The organism is Butyrivibrio proteoclasticus P6B7, assembly GCF_000622085.1.
Taxonomy (GTDB): Bacteria; Bacillota; Clostridia; order Lachnospirales; family Lachnospiraceae; genus Butyrivibrio; species Butyrivibrio proteoclasticus_A.
This window is the reverse complement of sequence record NZ_JHWL01000001.1, coordinates 188,767-207,624: the sequence shown is the minus strand read 5'-3', so window position 1 is coordinate 207,624 and position 18,858 is coordinate 188,767. Positions and strand designations below refer to the sequence as shown.

16 protein-coding genes are annotated in these 18,858 nt (G+C 43.2%); 3 read left to right on the top strand and 13 right to left on the bottom strand.

Annotated features, from left to right (window positions below):
* Window positions 1-729 precede the first annotated feature (729 nt).
* From T541_RS0100960 to flgM, 8 genes are all read right to left on the bottom strand, one after another.
* Window positions 730-2,016 carry a glycosyltransferase family protein gene (locus T541_RS0100960; protein WP_026650944.1) on the bottom strand — a complete coding sequence of 429 codons (1,287 nt, stop codon included), beginning with the start codon at window positions 2,014-2,016 and terminating at the stop codon, window positions 730-732.
* Window positions 2,017-2,276: 260 nt separating this feature from the next.
* A complete protein-coding gene (gene csrA, locus T541_RS0100955; protein ID WP_026650943.1) occupies window positions 2,277-2,492 on the bottom strand; it encodes a carbon storage regulator CsrA in 216 nt (71 codons plus the stop codon).
* A gap of 99 nt (window positions 2,493-2,591) precedes the next feature.
* Entirely contained in the window at window positions 2,592-3,047 is a 456-nt protein-coding gene (gene fliW / locus T541_RS0100950; RefSeq protein WP_026650942.1) for a flagellar assembly protein FliW, read from the bottom strand.
* Window positions 3,048-3,178: 131 nt separating this feature from the next.
* Window positions 3,179-5,257 (bottom strand): hypothetical protein, encoded by a 2,079-nt coding sequence (locus T541_RS20400; protein WP_051538011.1) that lies wholly within the window; start codon window positions 5,255-5,257, stop codon window positions 3,179-3,181.
* Window positions 5,258-5,466: 209 nt separating this feature from the next.
* A complete protein-coding gene (gene flgK, locus T541_RS0100940; RefSeq protein ID WP_026650941.1) occupies window positions 5,467-7,314 on the bottom strand; it encodes a flagellar hook-associated protein FlgK in 1,848 nt (615 codons plus the stop codon).
* A gap of 59 nt (window positions 7,315-7,373) precedes the next feature.
* Window positions 7,374-9,026: a flagellar hook-associated protein FlgK gene (gene flgK, locus T541_RS0100935; RefSeq protein WP_026650940.1), complete on the bottom strand. Its 1,653-nt coding sequence runs from the start codon at window positions 9,024-9,026 to the stop codon at window positions 7,374-7,376.
* 224 nt (window positions 9,027-9,250) lie between these two features.
* Window positions 9,251-9,778: a flagellar protein FlgN gene (locus tag T541_RS0100925; RefSeq protein ID WP_242840732.1), complete on the bottom strand. Its 528-nt coding sequence runs from the start codon at window positions 9,776-9,778 to the stop codon at window positions 9,251-9,253.
* Window positions 9,779-9,803: 25 nt separating this feature from the next.
* The gene (gene flgM / locus T541_RS0100920) at window positions 9,804-10,085 is read right to left on the bottom strand and encodes a flagellar biosynthesis anti-sigma factor FlgM (protein ID WP_026650938.1); all 282 of its coding nucleotides are present in this window, start codon (window positions 10,083-10,085) and stop codon (window positions 9,804-9,806) included.
* A 491-nt stretch (window positions 10,086-10,576) separates the two neighbouring features.
* Here flgM and glnA point away from each other — a divergent pair, with 491 nt between their 5' ends.
* Window positions 10,577-11,875 (top strand): type I glutamate--ammonia ligase, encoded by a 1,299-nt coding sequence (glnA, locus tag T541_RS0100915; RefSeq protein WP_026650937.1) that lies wholly within the window; start codon window positions 10,577-10,579, stop codon window positions 11,873-11,875.
* Window positions 11,876-11,950: 75 nt separating this feature from the next.
* Complete coding sequence (locus tag T541_RS0100910; RefSeq protein ID WP_026650936.1) at window positions 11,951-12,496, top strand: ANTAR domain-containing response regulator; 546 nt, start codon at window positions 11,951-11,953, stop codon at window positions 12,494-12,496.
* Between the two features lie 60 nt (window positions 12,497-12,556).
* On the opposite strand, the gene T541_RS20395 is transcribed toward T541_RS0100910, so the two are convergent.
* From T541_RS20395 to T541_RS18380, 4 genes are all read right to left on the bottom strand, one after another.
* Window positions 12,557-13,606, bottom strand: a complete 1,050-nt coding sequence (locus tag T541_RS20395) for a hypothetical protein (RefSeq protein WP_051538010.1) — start codon at window positions 13,604-13,606, stop codon at window positions 12,557-12,559.
* A gap of 268 nt (window positions 13,607-13,874) precedes the next feature.
* The gene (locus T541_RS0100900; RefSeq protein ID WP_034465518.1) at window positions 13,875-14,483 is read right to left on the bottom strand and encodes a thymidine kinase; all 609 of its coding nucleotides are present in this window, start codon (window positions 14,481-14,483) and stop codon (window positions 13,875-13,877) included.
* An 11-nt stretch (window positions 14,484-14,494) separates the two neighbouring features.
* Window positions 14,495-15,316: a mechanosensitive ion channel family protein gene (locus T541_RS0100895; RefSeq protein WP_026650934.1), complete on the bottom strand. Its 822-nt coding sequence runs from the start codon at window positions 15,314-15,316 to the stop codon at window positions 14,495-14,497.
* A gap of 47 nt (window positions 15,317-15,363) precedes the next feature.
* The gene (locus tag T541_RS18380) at window positions 15,364-15,564 is read right to left on the bottom strand and encodes a hypothetical protein (protein WP_034465511.1); all 201 of its coding nucleotides are present in this window, start codon (window positions 15,562-15,564) and stop codon (window positions 15,364-15,366) included.
* Window positions 15,565-15,850: 286 nt separating this feature from the next.
* On the opposite strand from T541_RS18380, the gene T541_RS0100885 reads away from it, so the two are divergent.
* Entirely contained in the window at window positions 15,851-16,309 is a 459-nt protein-coding gene (locus tag T541_RS0100885; protein ID WP_242840731.1) for an Hsp20/alpha crystallin family protein, read from the top strand.
* Between the two features lie 142 nt (window positions 16,310-16,451).
* Here T541_RS0100885 and feoB read toward each other — a convergent pair whose 3' ends face one another.
* The gene (gene feoB / locus T541_RS0100880) at window positions 16,452-18,818 is read right to left on the bottom strand and encodes a ferrous iron transport protein B (protein ID WP_026650932.1); all 2,367 of its coding nucleotides are present in this window, start codon (window positions 18,816-18,818) and stop codon (window positions 16,452-16,454) included.
* Window positions 18,819-18,858: the final 40 nt, after the last annotated feature.

Below are 18,858 nucleotides of genomic sequence, written 5' to 3'. Positions count from 1 at the left end.
GTTTAAAGCGTATAGTATGCGCTTAGATTAGACTAGTTCTAATTCGCACAACATGCCATCTTGCCTGCGTAAGTGTATAGCATGCCCCTGGTTATTAGCTAGGATTTCTCATCTTGTATATCGGAGAAGGCTTAAAAATCTTTATAGCTCTGAACAAAAAAACCAAAAATTTATAAAAATTTTAGGATTCTGAGGTTATATTGATGTATTTGTGGCTTGGAGATGGAGTTGTATCGATAAATTTGTGATTTGGGTTTTGAAGTTATATTGATATATTTGTTGCCGTAATTTGGGGATTCTCTTTGATTCTTTATGCTAACGTTTTTCTGAATGTCTCATAATGGATCGTTTTTTAGCACTCTTGGGCAAATTCTAAATAATTGGCTATATTACCCAGGCAAAATCATGTTGCTATGGGTAAAAATGTATTTTCTGCCCATCTTGCCCATGAATCATGCCTCTGTCTTGGGTAATATCATTTTTTAAACCGATTTTGCCCAAACCACACTCCCCTTCCTTGGGTAACTTCACGCAAAACAATCATCTTACCCAAAAGCCGCTCCACAATCATGGGTAAATATATAAAAACCTTCATTCTTGCCCAAGTCACTTGCTGACACCATGGGTAAATTTACGATAATCACCATTCTTACCCAAGATATACGATGCTGCCGTGGGTAAGAATCTACAAACGGCTCTTTTTTACCCAAATCAGTCCACCGATTGCAGTCATGGAGTGCCGAGAACTCTAGGTAATAGCTTAGTATAAGCATAATTCTCAAAGGCCTTCCTCTGACCATTTAGTGCAATCTGCTTGCGTTCCTCATCATGAGCAAGATAATAGGCAGTCTTTTGGATCATATCCTCTGGAGTGTAGGCAATGACCAGGTCTTCGCCATCCACGAAATTCTCGGCAATCTCGGCCTGGTAGCTGGTAATAAGGAAGCCCCCTGCTGCCAGGATGTCGGTAACTCTAAGTGGAATTCCGGACAGGATTGAGCGCAGAGTAATGTTAAGGTTAATCTTGCTTCTATGGAATACTCTTGGCATCTTGGTGATGTAATTGGCAACACCCAGGTCCACCACGCCTTCAATCGGCTTGGTTCCTGGCTGGGTATAAAGAACTGTATCAAATCTCTTACCCATTTCTACTAATATATTGTGGCGCTCATTAACAGTGACCTTCTTACGAAGGATATCTCTGATAACACCGTCGTAGTCAATCTCATACTTCCCGGTCTGTTCGAATTTAATATATTCCCTGAGCTCATCAATCTTGTCCTGATCAAATACATTGGGATCTGTAAAAAGATCTACTCCAAATATCCGCTCAGATGCCTTGATAACTGCATCGGTGTAGCCCTTTAGCTCCAGCGGAAGGTACTTAACCTGGTCATAGAAGTTGTATTCATTGTCATAGAGATTTCCAAGGAATGTGACGTCATGCTCGTAGACTATATCTTCAGCAGCTCTGGCAATACGATCAAGATCAATATCTGCGTTAATATCAGACACTGTCTCAATGCAACTTCCATTTGTCTTATTTGCACCAGCGTCACATGTAATTCCCTCATCCAGCTCAAGGCACAGCTGTGCCAGCCTCTTCTCATTAACTCCAAGAGGGCAATGGTTCACATTTGCATTCCCCTTTTCTCTAAGGGCATTGCACAAGAGTTTATCAAAGACAAATATTCTATTTACAGGATTAGCTGCAGCGTGGGAATAAAGGGTATGATGAGGACAATCAAATACCCAGGAAACATAAGGGAAATCATACTTCTGACAAGCCTCAGAAATATTTGGATAGAAATCAAAGGAAAATAAAAGATCGTAGTAGCGGCTTCCATCAGGGTTTTTCTTAGAGGCTAGCTCTTTTACCCTGTTATCAAGCTCCGGAGTTAAGTCAAATACGGGCATATCAAACTTAAAGGCATCAACCTGGTGCCCTAATCGCCTCATGGCATCGCGGCAATCTTCGCCATTAAATTCGCTCCAATCGTAATATAAAATACGCATATTGGTTCCTCAATTATAAGGAAGCTTGTATCATCAACTAGTAAAAAAATCGCTGGATACTAACAGAACAAAGAGTCGCTCGCGACTCTTTGCGCGCTGGTGCGCGCAAGCTTTAGCTTGCAAAATTCATCTGCGCACCAGTCGCATCCTTAGCGGAGCGCTTTTTATTCAATAGGAAATCCAAAGGAATTTCCTATTGAATAAAATAACAGCTCTATACAAAGCGTACAGAGCTGTTGTTATCCACCTTTATCAGTTCATCAAAGCAGTTTCTTAAGCTCTTCGATTCCAGAAATATCGGTAGCCTGTTTGTTTTCATTCTGAATCTGGATGTAAACCTCTTTTCTATAGATCGGAATCTCCTTAGGTGCTGAGATACCGAGCTTAATCTGGTCTCCCCTGATGTCCAGAACTGTGATCTCGATGTTGTTGTTGATAATGATTGCTTCGTTCTTTTTTCTTGATAATGCTAACATTGTTTTCTCCCTCCGTGGACACATTACGTGCTCGCTTATTCTATTATACACTAAGCCGCACATACATGCCAAAACTAGTTTTTACAGTGACAGCAGGCCTTATTTAGCCTCCTTATTCTTCTGAAGAATCTCGTAAATAGGGAATTTAACAGGATAATCTTCATTATCAATAATTGTCTGTACAGCCTTCATGTCCTTAACATTAATAACGAATGGTCCCATAAGGTTAACCGTCATCTGCTTAAGGTCATGTGGAACTGTAACAGTCACAAGAACGAGCAAATCCTCTTCCTTAAGTTCACCAATATCTGAAACCTCGGACTTATCAATCTCTGGCTTATAATCTGGGCATACAATAAGTGGATCAAGAACAGGCATTGCAAAGTTAGGCTCGTCAATTGACTGAAGCCACTTAATGCTATCTGATCCTTTATCCTCGTCAAACATAAGAGTGAATCTCTTAAGGTCTGGGAATCCGATTATACCGTTTGGAAAAGAAATAATCTTCTCATCCAAAACATCAACTTCGCCGAAGATTCTTGTATTAAGTTTCATGTCGTAACCTCCATTGTCTTTTAGACATCCGCTACATAATTAATTATAAACGTTATTTCGACACAATGCTACTTTTTATTTATATTTAATGATTAGCAAATAACTAATCTCCGTTCACGAAATCCCATACATCAAATGTAATTGATCAGTGAACTCTGGCTGATCTTACCTGTTGCCATAAGGCTGGCCTCGTAAGTAACCTGAGCAGAGGTAAGCTGTGTAACTGTTGTGGCAAGATCGATATCTTCGTTCTCTGACTGCAGTGTCTTAAAGGTTGTGGTCTGTCCCATAAGTCTTGCATCAATAAGGTCAAGTCTCTTTGATCTTGTTCCGTTATCAGTAACTGCCAGGTTAGCTGTATCAAGAGCCTTCTGCATGGATGTGATCTTGTGCTCGAATTCCTTCTGAAGCTCTTCTCTTAAGGTGTCGTATGCTTTGTTGGCAGCTTCAAGGCTAACTGTAAGTCTATTCTTATCTGCATCGGAGGTTGCCTTTGAAAGGTCATCCTTAATGATCTTGATGGTGCTGGCCATCTGCTCTAACTCACTAAGCATCTTGGACAGGTCATCGATATCTCTTTTTACAGATGTGGTGAACACGGCGTCTGCTGTGGTATTAACTACTACTGACTGAGCAAAGCCTACATCATAAGCTATATCGTGGGCTGCGTTACCCTTGTTGTAATGAATTTCCTGAGCGTTGGAATTGATATATACGCAGGAGAACAGGTTCTCTGGTCTTATATCTCCAGCGTTCCACTCCTTCTTGTTGTAGACCACGTCAATGGTGTTGGCATTGATCAGGTCAGGAAGGGTAGCCAGCTTGTTTCGGAGTTCATCGTTTAAAAGGATTTCTCCTGTAGCTGCATCTAAGTATGCCATCTCAACGCCATCTACCAGGTTCTTGTAGGCGCTGTCTTTTTTATCTTCCTTATCGGTTGCTACTAAGATGTTAGTAGAATTGATGGCAAGTGTGGTCTCTTTATAGGAAGAATGAATACTTCCGTTTTCTGTAACCTGAACGATGTATCTGGAGGTTGTTCCGTCGTCGTTCTCAGTTACTTTACTGTCTGCCAAAGTATAGGTTCCGTCACTGTTTACGGTAACCAGTGTCTCCTGGCCGTTCTGTTTCATGGTCATTGTGTAGTACTGACCAATTGCAGGGATAAGTGGAAGCCCCATCTCAGTCTGTACGCCGTCTTCTCCGGTGTACTTGATGGTGGTTCTCTGAGCAGTTGTTACTGTGGTCTTACCGGAATCCACCTTGGTATCTGTGGAATAGAAGGTTCCGTCTGACTTGACCATCATCTCGTAAACTGTTCCGCTATCTTCAACCTCTATCTTATATTCGTTGTTGCCAAGGTATGTTGCTTCATATGTGAAGCCGTCCTCTGCTGTGATCACGTAGGTTTCATTATCATCAACATCAGGAACCGGGATGGTCATTGAGTGAGTTACGCCCTCTGCGGTCTTAAAGGTAAGGTCGATAACCTGATGTGTCTTATCTACTGTACTGGATGCAGGCTGTGTTATAGCCTCTCTCCACTTAAGTTCTACCACGTCATCGCTGGAACCATCGCCAGGATAGCAAAGGGTGTCGTAGGAAAGTCTGATTCTTCCAACCTCTACTTCATTAATGGAACTCTGGAGAATTTCGTCCTCGCCCACGTTGTCGAACTGGTGCTTTCCAAGAATTCTCTTGGCTCCAGATACGTCTTTTCCATTGAACTCATCGTTGATGTCGCGGTAGTCTTCTGTTGATCTTGTGGAGAAGGTAAGGGCTGTATCTGTTCTATAGCCGGTGAATACATATCTTCCGGCGTAATCAACATTACCTGTTGAATAGTACTCTTTAGAAAGAGCATCCATCTGTGTAATGATGGTTCCAAGGTCGTCCAGGGTAAGGTCCTTATTGGCGCCCTTTGTGGCCTGCTTAACGCAGTCTGTAAGAACGGATGTAACTGTAGAAAGAGCATCTGCTGTTACATCAAGCCAGCTCTTGGCGTCCTTGGCGTTCTTTTCATAGAATTGTTCGATCTGGGTAACATTGCTTCGAAGTCTAAGTGCTCTGATGGCAATGACAGGATCATCGGATGGCTTGGTAATCTTCTTACCTGTAGACATCATGGTGTTGAGCTGATCCTCTGCGATCTTGTTGTTATTAATATTATAGAGCGAATTATTCTGCATGATTTTGTTAGTGATACGCATAGTAAACCTCCACGTAGACTTTCCATGTCAAAATAATCCGCTTCCCTGCGATTAGAACTATAAAAAATAAGCTATATGTAAAGACCTACATCTCTACATATAACTTATCGGAATTTTATCTACAATTCTTAACAGTTCTGCTGCCATAATCGTAGCAGATTCATGATATTTCTTTTGCCAATTCGCATAGTATCATTTGCAACATCAGATTACACACCGGTTCTCAGGATCAGCTGGTCATAGATCTCAGTCAGGGTCTGGATCATCTTAGAAGAAAGAGTGTAAGCATTCTGGAACTTAACAAGGTTAGATGCTTCCTCGTCCTCATCAACACCAGAATCTGAAAGTCGCTGATTCTTAATGGTCTTCTCAAGAGCACTGTAGGTATCCTCAAGGGTGCCCGCATTACTACTGTTAAGGGCAACGTCTGCAAGGACCTTAGTAAGAAATTCCCCGGATGTGGCTCCTCTAAAGATCTTCTCATTATCAAGCATGTTCTTAAGCTTCTTAAGGTTCATGAACTCAGCTTCACCTTCTGTAAGGTCAGCCTTTGTGGCAATTCTGTCTGCATCATCTGCAACCACTGAGTTAACCGTAAAGTTACCGCCGCGGAGCTTGTAATAACCCTTATTCTTGGAAAGTGATGTGAACTGCTCGTAGTTGTACTGAGCTCCTGAGTTGGTATCCATGTTTCCTGTAAGGAGGAATACGCCCTCAAGGGAATCAGAGGTATAACCGTCTATCATGATCTCATTAACCTGAGCTGAGAACTGTCTGATCCACTCATTCATCTGGGCCATGTAATATGGAAGTCCCTGATAGTCATTGGAGTAGCCTACAGATACATTTCTTGGAACATCAGGCATACTTGTGAGGGTAGTATCATCTATTGTAAAAAGAAAATCCTCTCCGTCGTATTCCCAGCTGTCATACTTGTAAGTCTTGTCACCAATCTTGATGGTTCCTTCCTCAGGAAGAGTACACTTGGTCATGTCTGTAAGGTAGGAGTCTGTAACCTCAACTCTTACTACCACATTACCATCTGAATCCTCTTCAAGCTCTGAGCTTCTTCCGTGGAAGTACTGGCCGTTGTTACCATCTCTCATAGCAAGGAGGCCCTGGAGCTCTCCGCCGATAAGCTTGGAATCAATAGAGAAGTCTGCCAGCTCCTTGATGTTATCGCCATCCTTATAGCTTGCGCTTCCCCATTTGATCTCGTAAAGGCCCTGAACATCATTCTGATTGGTTGCTCCGTCATCATCTCTTGCAACGCAGATCATCTGTCTGTATTCGTAGGTATCAACCAGCTCATATCCGCCAGCTACCCATACCTGGAATCTTGTGGCGCCAGTTACTCTGTCAGGGTTATTCTCATCAACAACCGGAGACTCTTTGGTCTCAATTGAGATTATCTTGGAAAGATCATCTAAGATCTTATCTCTTTTATCTCTAAGCTCGTTGGCTGTTGTTCCAGTCATCTCGATGATGTTGATCTGTTTGTTGATGGTGGCGATCTCCTGAGCCATGGAGCTTACTCTATCTGCGCAGAGCTTGATCTCTGCATTAACGTCAGCCTGCTCACTCTGAAGGTTGCCATAAACATAGTTGAAATACTCAGTGATACTCTTTAATGATGATACGAATGTTGACTTGGTCTCTGTGGTTCCAGCTGCTGTCATTACTGATTCAAGGGCAGCCTCCATCTTATTGAAAAGAGATGAAAATCCGGTGGTGCCGTCATCATCGAGGTATTCTTCAACTAACTTGGTGTAATAGTTCTTTTGACTTACTGTTCCAAGGAGGGACTCGTTGTTGCGGAACTTAACATCGTAGAAGCTGTCCCTTACTCTCTCTATCGCGATGGTATCTACTCCGGCACCGGCGCAGCCATAGGTAGCAAATACTCTGAGGGCATCTGTGGCTTCCTGTTTAACCTTCTGTCTGCTGTAGCCATCAGTATTAGCATTTGCAACGTTATTCATTGTTGTGTTAAGAGCTGCGTTTGCTGCTCTAAGTCCTGATGCTGCAATGTTAAGTCCAAAGAATTGAGATGTCATAGTTCTTTTCTCCTATTCATCATGAACTGTGGTGTTGCCGGGTACTACTATCTAAAGGATCATGAGCCTAAGGTTGTTACCAGGTGTTCAAGCATCTGACTCACTACGTTGATATATCTACTGGATGCGTTGTAGGCGTTCTGGAACATGATCATGTACTCAAGCTCCTCGTCACTGGATACGCCTACGATCTGCTCTCTGCCTTCGCTTACTGCTGTTACTGTCTGTTCCTGGGCTGCGCAGATACTCTTGTATACATCACCTGAGTTGGCAACCTGTGAAACAAGGCTGTTGTAGTAGGTTGTAAAGCTGTTTCTACTTGTTACGTTTGGATTTAATGTATATTCTTCGCTGGTGAAAGCGTTTTTAAGCTTTGTTACTGTTGCGTTATCCTCTGTACCATCGATGGTTCTGAAGGTGAAGGTACTTGGATCCTGCAAAAGAATCGGATTGATCTGGGAGTTGGCAATTGTAAATCCGGTCTGAACTGAGCCTGCAGGGTGATCTTCGCCAATGTCGTAGATGAGCATATCTGATTCGTTGGCACATACGAACATTGTATAGGTAGAAAGATCTTCACCTGTCTGGAGGGCTGGATTACTCTCAGCACTTTCCATGATATCGTTTATTGCAGTCATGACATTGTGGATCATCTGATCAAACTCAGCCTGAATGTTCATCATTACTGACTGGGAGATGTTCTCATTGTAGTAATCAGTATCCTCTGTAATGTCATGGTATGTTGCGTTGTGGTCACCTCTTGCAAGGAGAACCGCCTTCAACTTACCAATATCTGTGTTGGTTGTTGTGGATATTGGCTGGGTCAGGTCATAGAGAAGTCCACCGGAAATGGAGGTGATAACTTCTTCTCCGTTGGCGTTATATTCTCTCTTGGCTGCGTAGTCCCAATATGGTGTTGCGTATCCAACGCAGCTTTCAAGGGTTGTATCAAGAGCGATGTGGTTAACGTGGTCCGTAGTTACGAAAGTTGATCCTTCAAAAAGAACTGTCACATTTCCGAAGATATCTTCCTGATAATCGATCTTGCCATATTCACCAAGCTTATCCAGCATCATGTTACGTTCATCTCTAAGGTCGTTGGCCTTTTCCTGATGTCCGGATTCGATATCAACGATGAGTTCGTTCAGCTGTCTGATACGATCGCCGTAATGGTTGATATCTTTTACCATGGTTTCTACTGTTGAATTAAGGTTCTCCTGATAATCCACAAGGCCGTCGTATACGCTCTTGGCTCTTGTCAAAAATTCATTTGCCCTAGTAATAAGAGCACTCTGCGTAACGGCTGAGCATGGGTCTTTACCCAGCTCCTGCACTGCTACCCAGAGGTTATTAAGAGATTCTGCGAACTCTGATCCGTCCATCTCCTGAAGCTGATCTTCTATCTCTTCAAGAGCCTTGGAGGAAACGTCGTAGAATGCATATCTTCCTGTTTCTCTTCTATATGCTGTATCTAAGAATTCACTTCTTACCTGTTTACACTTGTTGTAGTTAACGCCTGTACCTATCTGCTTCCAGGCAACTGCTTCATATTTCTTTTCAAGGGTCTGATAGGCTCTTGTTCCCTGAGATACCTGCTGCCTTGTATAACCTTCAGTGTCAATGTTGGCCATATTATGAGCAGTTGTATTCAAAGCATTTTGTGAAGTTTGCAGACCTGATTGTCCTACATAAAGGTTGGCCATCAAAGACATAATTAGTACCTCCCGATAAAGATTTGCTCACAAATCTTTCGCGCACTAGCGGATCGCGTCAGCGATAACTACATTACCGCGAGTTGCGCATCCCTGCGGAGCGTTTTTACAATCATGTTCTTTATGATTGTAAAAAAGGCAAACTTAAAGACACTACCGCTTGGCACGGTTTCCACTCGTTGGGTCATCCACATGCATCCCGTACCACCCTTAGTGGTGGTACGTCATTGCTTTGCATCAAACCCGCCCGATGTGTAACCTAAACATTCGCCTGTAGTGTCTAAAGCTCTGGAATAATTCGCAGTTTGCGGAGCCATTTTCGACGCCTGGATGATGTTCATTTCGAATTGCACCATTTCCAGTGAACTTTTGAGAAGTTCCTGGTTCTGGCCGTTTACACGTCTGACATTCTGCGCAACGCTTTTAAGCCTGTCGCGGGAGACTGCCAGATTTTTCTGATCTTCAGGTCTTTTCTCAAGTACCGTGATCAGATCGGTCAGCTTTAATGAATCAACATCCGTGTTAAGTACGCCTGCAATATCGCTCATAGCCTCTTCTCTTTGCTTTTCGAGGTTCTGAATATTGCCTATAACGCACTGCTCCTCATCCGTGATCTCAGCAAGTGCTTCAAGATCGCCTTTAATAATGATGGCGGTCTTTCGGCTGGATAACCCCAGTAATCTTTCGTACATGTTACATTCCTGGTCGAGCACGCCAACCAGATTTTCCATAAGACTAGCCACTGGAATCATCCTCCTATATTAAATTGAATGTGAATCAAACTAAACCTTCATCAAGTTTAGAAAGAATCTTGTCGGCAAAAGCCTCTCCACTCACATCATAAGTACCGTTTTTAATAGCAGCTTTCAACGCACTAACGACATCTTCCCTGACGTCAGGAACTGCGCTTACAGCCTGTTTTGCAACCTGGATGTCTTTTCCAATTGAAGAAAAGGATACTGTATCCCTTACATCTCCAGTCTTCTTGGTTGCCTGGGTCTTATTTACTTTGTTGTTTGAGTAGATCTGCTGGACCTGACTGTATGCTTCTATTCGCATAATCTTTTCCTCCTTCCCTGGAGTATTTTTTTATCTACTTCATTTATCGGTAGATATTACCATTACTTTAGTTTTTATCTAAAAATTATCCCCACTAACTTTTAGAAAAATAATGGACCAAATACCCAAGGTCATACTTTTTATTTTGTCGATAGTTTCTAGCATCCATGCCTATTTTATCCCAAATAGGGGTATGGGCTTTTTGTTCCTTCGCAATATATATCGGATATATTTTTAGAAACTTTAGAGTAATTTAATAATTTAATTGTGAACTTTTTGTGTCCTCGGATTAATTCCCTAAACTATTTTTTCCTATATTAAGAAAAATCAAATTGAATTCCCTAAGGCAACTATGATACTATGGTTGAGAAATAGGAAATTTGTAGGCAATGGCGCCAGAACTCGAACAGAATCTGTTCGCTGTTTTGACGTCTTTTTTCATTATTAACAAGATATGTGTAAAACCCATATCACAAAATTGGAGGAAAAATATGAGCAAGTACACAAAAGAGGATATCTTCCGCATTGTTGAGGAAGAGGATGTAGCCTTTATAAGGCTCCAGTTCTGCGATATCTTTGGAACTCCCAAGAATATCGCTATTGCTTCAAGCCAGCTTGAGAGCGCCCTTAATAACGAGTGCATGTTTGATGGCGTGTCTGTAGAAGGCTTTGGCTGCGACAGCGAAGGTGACATGTATCTGTACCCTGATCTGGACAGCTTCGAGATCTACCCCTGGAGACCACAGTCAGGTAAGGTTGCCAGAATGTTCTGCAACGTTTACACAGCTGACAAGAAGCCTTACGAGGGAGATTCCAGAGATATTCTTCTTAGAACTTTAAAAAGAGCTGACAAAATGGGCCTTAAGTTCAAGCTGAATCCAGAGCTTGAGTTCTTTTTATTCGACTTCGACGAAGAGGGACGTCCAACCAATACCACTAAAGAGCAGGGTGGATACTTTGATGTAGCTCCAGCAGATCAGGGCGAGAACGTAAGACGTGACATCATCCTGAATCTTGAAGAACTTGGCTTTGACATTTCATCTTCCCACCACGAATGCGCTCCAGCTCAGCATGAGATTGACTTTAAGGAAGAGGATGCTTCAAAGGTAGCTGACATGATCATGACCTTCCGCATGGCAGTTAAGACCATCGCCAAGAAGCACGGACTCTATGCAACCTTCATGCCTAAGCCAACTGAGGGCATCAGCGGAAGCGGAATGCACATCAATATAATGGCATTTGACGAAGCGGGCAAGAATATCTTCATTAATGAAAAAGATAATACTCTTTCAGATAAAGCTCTGAATTTCGTAGCTGGTATCCTTAACCACGCAAAGGCCATGACCCTTGTAACTAACCCTATCGTTAATTCCTACAAGAGACTTGTTCCTGGCTTTGATGCACCAGTTGATATTTCCTGGTCCACATCCTCTGCCAACAGAAGTGCTCTTATAAGAATCCCTTCTGGCCGCGGCGCAGATACCAAGTTAGAGATCAGAAACCCAGACGCAACCTGCAATCCATACCTTGCAATCGCTCTTATTCTGGCTGCTGGTCTTGATGGTATTGAAAAAGATCTTAAGCCTGAATGCAAAAACGGTGAAAACCAGGATACACTTCCACTTACTCTTGGCGAAGCTATTGATGCTTACCAGACAGACTCTTTTGTTAAGGAAGTTCTTGGAGAGTCTACCTTTAATAACTATCTCCTTCACAAGAAGAACGAATGGAAGGACTTCCGTTCCTGCGTTACCCAGTGGGAGATCAAGAGATATCTCAATATCTTCTGATGAAGGATTTAGCTCTTTTACATGATTAATCAGAAATAATTAGTACTATAAATTCTGTAGTCTGAGGTTGCTTACGTGAACGTAATTGTTGCTTTTGCAAAGCCTAACGATATACAAAACTTCAAAAGCATCTTAAACAAGGGTGGATACGACTCTGTCCAGTGCTACCAGTCTGGTGTACAGGCTCTTTCTGCCATGGAAGATTTAGGAAGCGGTGTCATTATATGTGGCTACCGCTTAAGTGACATGCTCTATTCTGAGCTTTTGGAGAACATGCCAGACTACTTTAAGATGATGATGATAGCCTCTGCTGACAAGGCTCCTGAAGAAATCGACGACAAATTGGTTTTCCTCCAATCTCCAATTAAGAAGTCAGATCTTTTCTTCACCCTGAACATGATGCTGGAGGGTGTCACCCTTACAAGGAAAAGAGCTAAAGAAAGAAACAAGACCAAGAACGACGAAGATAAAAAGACTATTGCGGCGGCAAAAGAGATTCTCATGAGCCGCCATCACATGACAGAGCCCGAAGCCCACAAGTACTTGCAGAAGTGCTCCATGGACTCCGGGACTCGTATGGTCGAAACTGCGGAGATGATCATCTCCCTTTCGACGATTTGATTATTGCCACGTGGCTATCTTTCAGCCACATGTTACGATCCGGCTAGTCTGTAGTTCTTTTCACATTGCTGCCAGATCAACCTGCTGTATCGTGCCTACTCCGCCACTTTCTTTAAGGAATAATCCGGTGGCTCTGGTCATGGCAGATGCAAGGAAATCTCCGTTATAGTGGGTAAATTCTGTATCCGCATTTCCAAGATTAATAGCTCCAACATCAGCTTCTTTCAGGGACAAAAGAGTATCTGTCCCATCTTCATTTCTAATCCAAACGCTGAGCTTATCAAATATCTCATCGTTCTCATCAATCCAGCCATTGTTGTCACTATCGTAAGCTGCCAGCTCGTTAAAGCCATTTCCACTTCTGGTTCCAAAAAGCTCCGAACCATCCCCGATTTTTCCATCGCCGTTTTTGTCATAGGCAAGGAACCCGGAGCCACTGCCCAGATTGGAAATTTTATCCTCTTTTCCATCACAATCAAGATCAAAGAAGAAATGCTGGTCGCTTATGTGGGTTACGCTTGAATCCACGTTAATAACCAGCGGATCAATCAGTCCCACTGCAGACGCCATGCTGATTCCAGCAAATTGCGTGAGCCTTCGTGACATTGTGAAGTCCACGTTAAAATCAATTACTCTCCCATCTTCTGTCATAGCCGTGCCCTGACCGGCGAAGCTGACCCCTTCCTCCTCATAGTGGGTCTGCGTAAAGGTTGTTACCTTCACAAATGAATTGCTGGTAAGCATGTTGGACGTCTTACTTAGTACTTCTTTGTATCTGCTGCTTTGATCATCACCTCCTAGGATTTGCAAGAGACTAAGAATCCTGCTAAGAAGAGTACTTCGAATTTCGGCCAGCTGCTCCTCCAGGGTTGACTCGTAAGTGGACAGGTATTCTGTCTTGTTGGGTTTAAGCTTATTGTAGTTCTCACTACCCATGGCCTCGAACCCATCTGTCTCAGACAGTTCCAGCTTGTCCATCTTGTTCTCCTGGTTCTTCAGGCTGTCCATGAAAGACTCTCTCGTCAGGGTTGCGGTTTCGAAGGACACAGTATTTTCTTCATAATACTTGTGGCTCGAAACCATGTTGACGGTGCTTTGTGCAATTTTCATGGTGCCTCCTTACCAGATGAAGGCCAAAAAAAGTAGACCTTCATCCTGTGAAGATTGTTAATCCTCCATGAAGATCCACGCTTTCCGTAGCTATTTACAGTTACTGATCGCAGCTAATTAACTTATTACTTCGATTTGCAGATTGCATTCTAAAATCGTCCCAAGGACACGTTAACGCTGCGAACAATAACATATCTTACTAATGTTATCGGACGCAGCGCTAAGTACATTAGGCAATATAAAAAAGACTAAATATTCAGAATATTGTTTATTGGATATCCCTTTCGCGTTCTCCCATTACTTCTCCGCTGAGGAAATGACGACGGCACACAGATACATAGGATTCGTTGCCACCCATCATGATCTGCTCTCCATCTCTGACAATCTTGCCGTTGCAGACTCTGGCGTTGAAATGAGCTCGTCTTCCGCACCAGCAAACTGTAGGAACCTCTTCTATATAGTTGGCAATCTCCATAAGTCTCTTGGATCCAGTAAAGAGATGGCTTGTAAAGTCAGTTCTAAGACCATAGCAGATAACTGGCAGATCATACTTATCAACAACCAGGGCTAAAAGATCTACCTGCTTTTCAGTAAGGAACTGGGCCTCGTCCACGATTACGCAGTCCAGCTTGTCCCAGGCATCGCTCTTTCCTGTAAACCACTCATTCTCAACTTCCTCAAGGAAGTCCTCTACGAAGATGCACTCAGCCTCCAGACCCATTCTGGATTTAACAGTTGCTTCCCCATCTCTGTTCTCGATCTTGGGTTTAAGAATTATAGCATTCTGGCCCTTCTCGATATAGTTGTAGCGCACCATCAGTGCATTTGCTGTCTTGGAGCTTCCCATTGCTCCGTACCTAAAGTATAACTTTCCCATGTTTCCCCCAATCAACTCCAATCTTTTGTGTACTTCTTGTCTACGTTTTTGCCAGCTCTGTCCCCATCGTAAACAACAAGCTTGTTGTAAGGAATCTCGATATTCTCAGCTTCGAAGCGCTTCATAATCTCTACAAGGCAGTCTGAGCAAGTTGTAGGATTGTCTCTAAAGCTCTTTGTCTCAACCATAACACGAAGTGTAACGCCGCTGTCATCGCAGCTCTTACAAAGAACTGTAGGTCTGACGCCATAATGCTTAGGATGCTCGTAGATAACATCTGACATTATGTTCATAGCTTTTTCCATATCTGTGCCATAGGCAACGGAAATAGTGATTGGATATGAAAAAGACTCTTCCTGAGTGTAGTTAACAACTGTGGCAGAACCAACTGTAGAGTTAGGAATATAGATAATCTCGTTCTGATAGGTTTTGATAACAGTGTGTCTGAGAGTGATGTTCTCAACATAACCAGGCTCAATTGAATCGATCTGCACTCTATCACCGATATCAAAGGCCCTTGACCTGGTGGCCGAAATGGAAATGCCTGCGAACACGTTGGCCAGCGTCGACTGGGCAGCAAGACCTAGTACAACAGCCACGATTCCGGAAGAAGCTACCGCTGTCTCCCAAGTCTTGGAAAAGGCTGGAATTCCGCTAAGGGCTGTAAGTGCCGCTGCGCCCCAGATGAATGCTATAACAACACCCTTTAAGAATACAAGCAGAAGCTTACCACGAAGCCTCTCTGTACTAAGAAATTTATTGATCACAAGATTAAGAACGTACGCCACAATAAATGGCAGCACATACTTAAGAAATACATTTAATACGTGCATAAAACTCTCCCAACTAAAACAAATCACTAGTCAATGGATTCAAGTTACTATTCATCCTCGTCTTCCATCTCATCAAATGCAATGATGGAATCAATGATATCCTCGAAGTCCTCCCTGAGCTCCTCAAGGGTATCTCCCTCATAGGTATAGATGCGACCATCAATCTCCACTTCTCCTGTGTAGTAGTCACATTTCTTATCATAATTTACTGAGCCTCTGTAGCCCTCGTACTCTAAAACATTTTCCATTTTTTACTCCTGAATTTCGTTTACAAAGCTTTCTATATTATACAGTTTTGGCCAGGTTGTTGCTAGTAAAATGTGAGCTATTATCTGTGCAAAAAGAATTCAAAAAAAATTTTAGCACTCACTTGACAAGAGTGCTAACAAGTGTTATAACGATTATAGAACAAGAGGAACAGATTAGGAACGAATCGAATCCCCTTATTCAAACAAACTACTACAACAGCAGCGCAAAACTTAGCGTTGCACGACACAACAAGAATAAGAAGAAAAGGAGTGATGACTTATGTTGATGCCTATGATTTGGAGTAACAATAGTATTTTTGATGAGATGGATGATCTTCTTAACGACAGATTCTTCAATGGTCTGTGCGATCACGGCAGATGCGATGACAGAGCTTTGCAGACTTCTAACTTTATGAAGACAGATGTAATTGAGAAGGACAACAGCTATCAGCTTGAGGCTGAGCTGCCTGGCTTCAACAAGGAAGATATAAATATTGACCTTAAGGATGACATCCTTACCATCAAGGCAACACACAATGAGAACAAGGATGAGAAAGACGACAACGGCAAGTATATCCGCCGCGAGAGAAGAACTTCATCTTACCAGAGATCCTTCCGTGTAGATGGCCTTAAACCTGAGGACATCATCGCACAGTACAAAAACGGTATCTTAACTGTCAACGTACCTAAGAAGGAAGCCCTTCCCCACAACGAAGAGCCAGTAAAGATCGAAGTTAAAGATTGAGCCTGAGCTCATACGGTAACCAAAAAGGGCCTGCACTTACGTGCAGGCTCTTTTATTATTTATAAATTCCAACGAGTAAACGTGAGCAATTACATACCCACAGCCCCCGGCACTCCCAAGAGCTCATCGTCCGTGTAGTCAATTACAATATCAGCATCATGATGCCACGCACCACAAGTGCAACAATCCATGCGATGGCACACTGCCACAGCACTACTCCAAGTGCCCACTTCTTGCCAAGTTCTCTTTTGATAGAAGCAACAGCAGCAACGCAAGGTGTATACAAAAGACTGAAGGTCAAAAGTGTCGCAGCACTGACAGCATCAATGGCCGCAGTGATATTGCCTTCAAACAGAATCTCCATTGCAGAGACTACACTCTCCTTAGCAATAAATCCACTGATAAGGGAAGTGCAGATTCTCCAGTCACCAAGACCCAGTGGCTTAAACAGAGGAACAAACACCCCTGCGATAATCGCCATGATACTGTCATGGGAATCAGTAACCAGGTTAAAGTAAGGATCAAAGTTACTAAGGAACCAAACCAGAATCGTAGCCACGAAGATAATTGAAAAGGCCTTCTGGATAAAGTCCTTGGACTTCTCCCAAAGAAGCATCACAACGCTCTTAGGGCTAGGAAGTCTGTAGTTAGGAAGCTCCATAACAAATGGAACCGCCTCGCCCTTAAACACGAATCTCTTTGTAAAAAGAGACATCAAAATTCCCACAAGAATTCCCAAAAGGTAAAGACCAGTCATGATAAAGCCGCCCTTTCCTGGGAAGAACGCATTTACAAAGAATGCGTAAATAGGAAGCTTAGCGGAGCAGCTCATGAAAGGCGTAAGTATAATAGTCATCTTCCTGTCTCTGTCACTCGGCAGCGTCCTTGTGGACATTACCGCAGGAACAGTACAGCCAAAGCCGATAAGAAGCGGCACTATGCTTCGTCCAGAAAGGCCGATTCTTCTAAGGAGCTTATCCATAACAAAGGCAACTCTTGCGATGTATCCGCTGTCCTCCATCATGGACAGGAAGAAGAACAGTGTCACAATAATAGGAAGGAAGCTAAGCACACTTCCGACACCTTCAAACAAACCATTGATAACAAGTCCCTTTAACACCTCATTAACTCCGGCATCCACCATAATACCTTCGACTCTCTCACTTAGAAGTCCAATGATATTCTCAAGGATTCCCTGAAGGAAAGGTCCGATAACATTGAAGGTCAAAAAGAACACCAATGCCATAATAGCGATAAATACTGGAATTGCAGTGTACTTACCAGTAAGGATCTTATCGATTTTGTTACTTCTGATCTTCTCCTTACTCTCTTTAGGCTTAGTCACACAGCGCTTGCAGACCTTCTCGATGTAAGAAAAACGCATATCCGCTATAGCAGCGCTTCGGTCCAGCCCTCTTTCTTTTTCCATCTGAGAAACCATGTGCTCGATGGCATCCTTCTCATTATCATCCAAAGAAAGCTGGTCTATAATAAGGCTGTCGCCCTCAATGATCTTGTTAGCCGCGAATCTAAGAGGAATTCCTGCCTTGTCTGCATGGTCCTCGATCATGTGCATAACTGCGTGAAGACACTGATGCACTGATCCGCCGTTGTCGTCCTTGGAACAGAAGTCCTGATCCAGAGGTTTCTCCTGGTACTTGGCGATGTGGATAGCATGGGCAATAAGCTCATCAACACCCTCGTTCTTGGCGGCAGCAATAGGAACCACCGGTGTTCCCAGCATTTCCTCCATGGCATTGATATCAACAGCGCCGTCGTTGCCTGTAAGCTCGTCCATCATGTTAAGAGCCACAACTGTAGGCACATCCATCTCAAGAAGCTGCATGGTAAGATACAGGTTACGCTCGATATTAGTTACATCCACGATGTTGATGATGGCTGTAGGCTGCTCGTTCAGCACGTGATTTCTTGAAACAATCTCCTCGTTGGAGTAAGGGGACATGGAATAAATTCCCGGAAGATCTGTAACCAGCGTATTCTTGTAGCCCCTGATCTCGCCGTCCTTCCTATCCACTGTAACTCCAGGGAAGTTACCCACATGCTGCTTAGAACCAGTGAGCTGATTGAAAAGGGTGGTCTTACCACTGTTCTGATTACCCACCAGTGCAAAGGTCAGGATCGCATTGTCGGGAAGGGGATGCTCATCCTCCTTGTTATGGAAGATACCAGACTCTCCCAGTCCAGGATGGGCTGTCTTCTGAGCCTTGGCTCCCTTCTTGCCCTCTTCCTTTTCTGTCAAAAGAGCTGTCTCCTTGGCAGTCTCTGTTATCTCTTCAATATCAATCTGTGCTGCCTCTGAAAGTCTCAAAGTCAGCCTGTATCCGTGAATTTCTATCTCCATGGGATCGCCCATTGGCGCAAACTTAACCACCTTAAGCTCTGCACCTGGAATCACACCCATATCCAAAAAATGCTGGCGAAGAGCACCTTCCCCGCCAACCTTTATAATCTTTGCTTTTTTACCTATCTTTAAATCCTGTAAAGTCACTACTTATCTCCTTGTTGAGAACAATTCTCAATTAGCATTC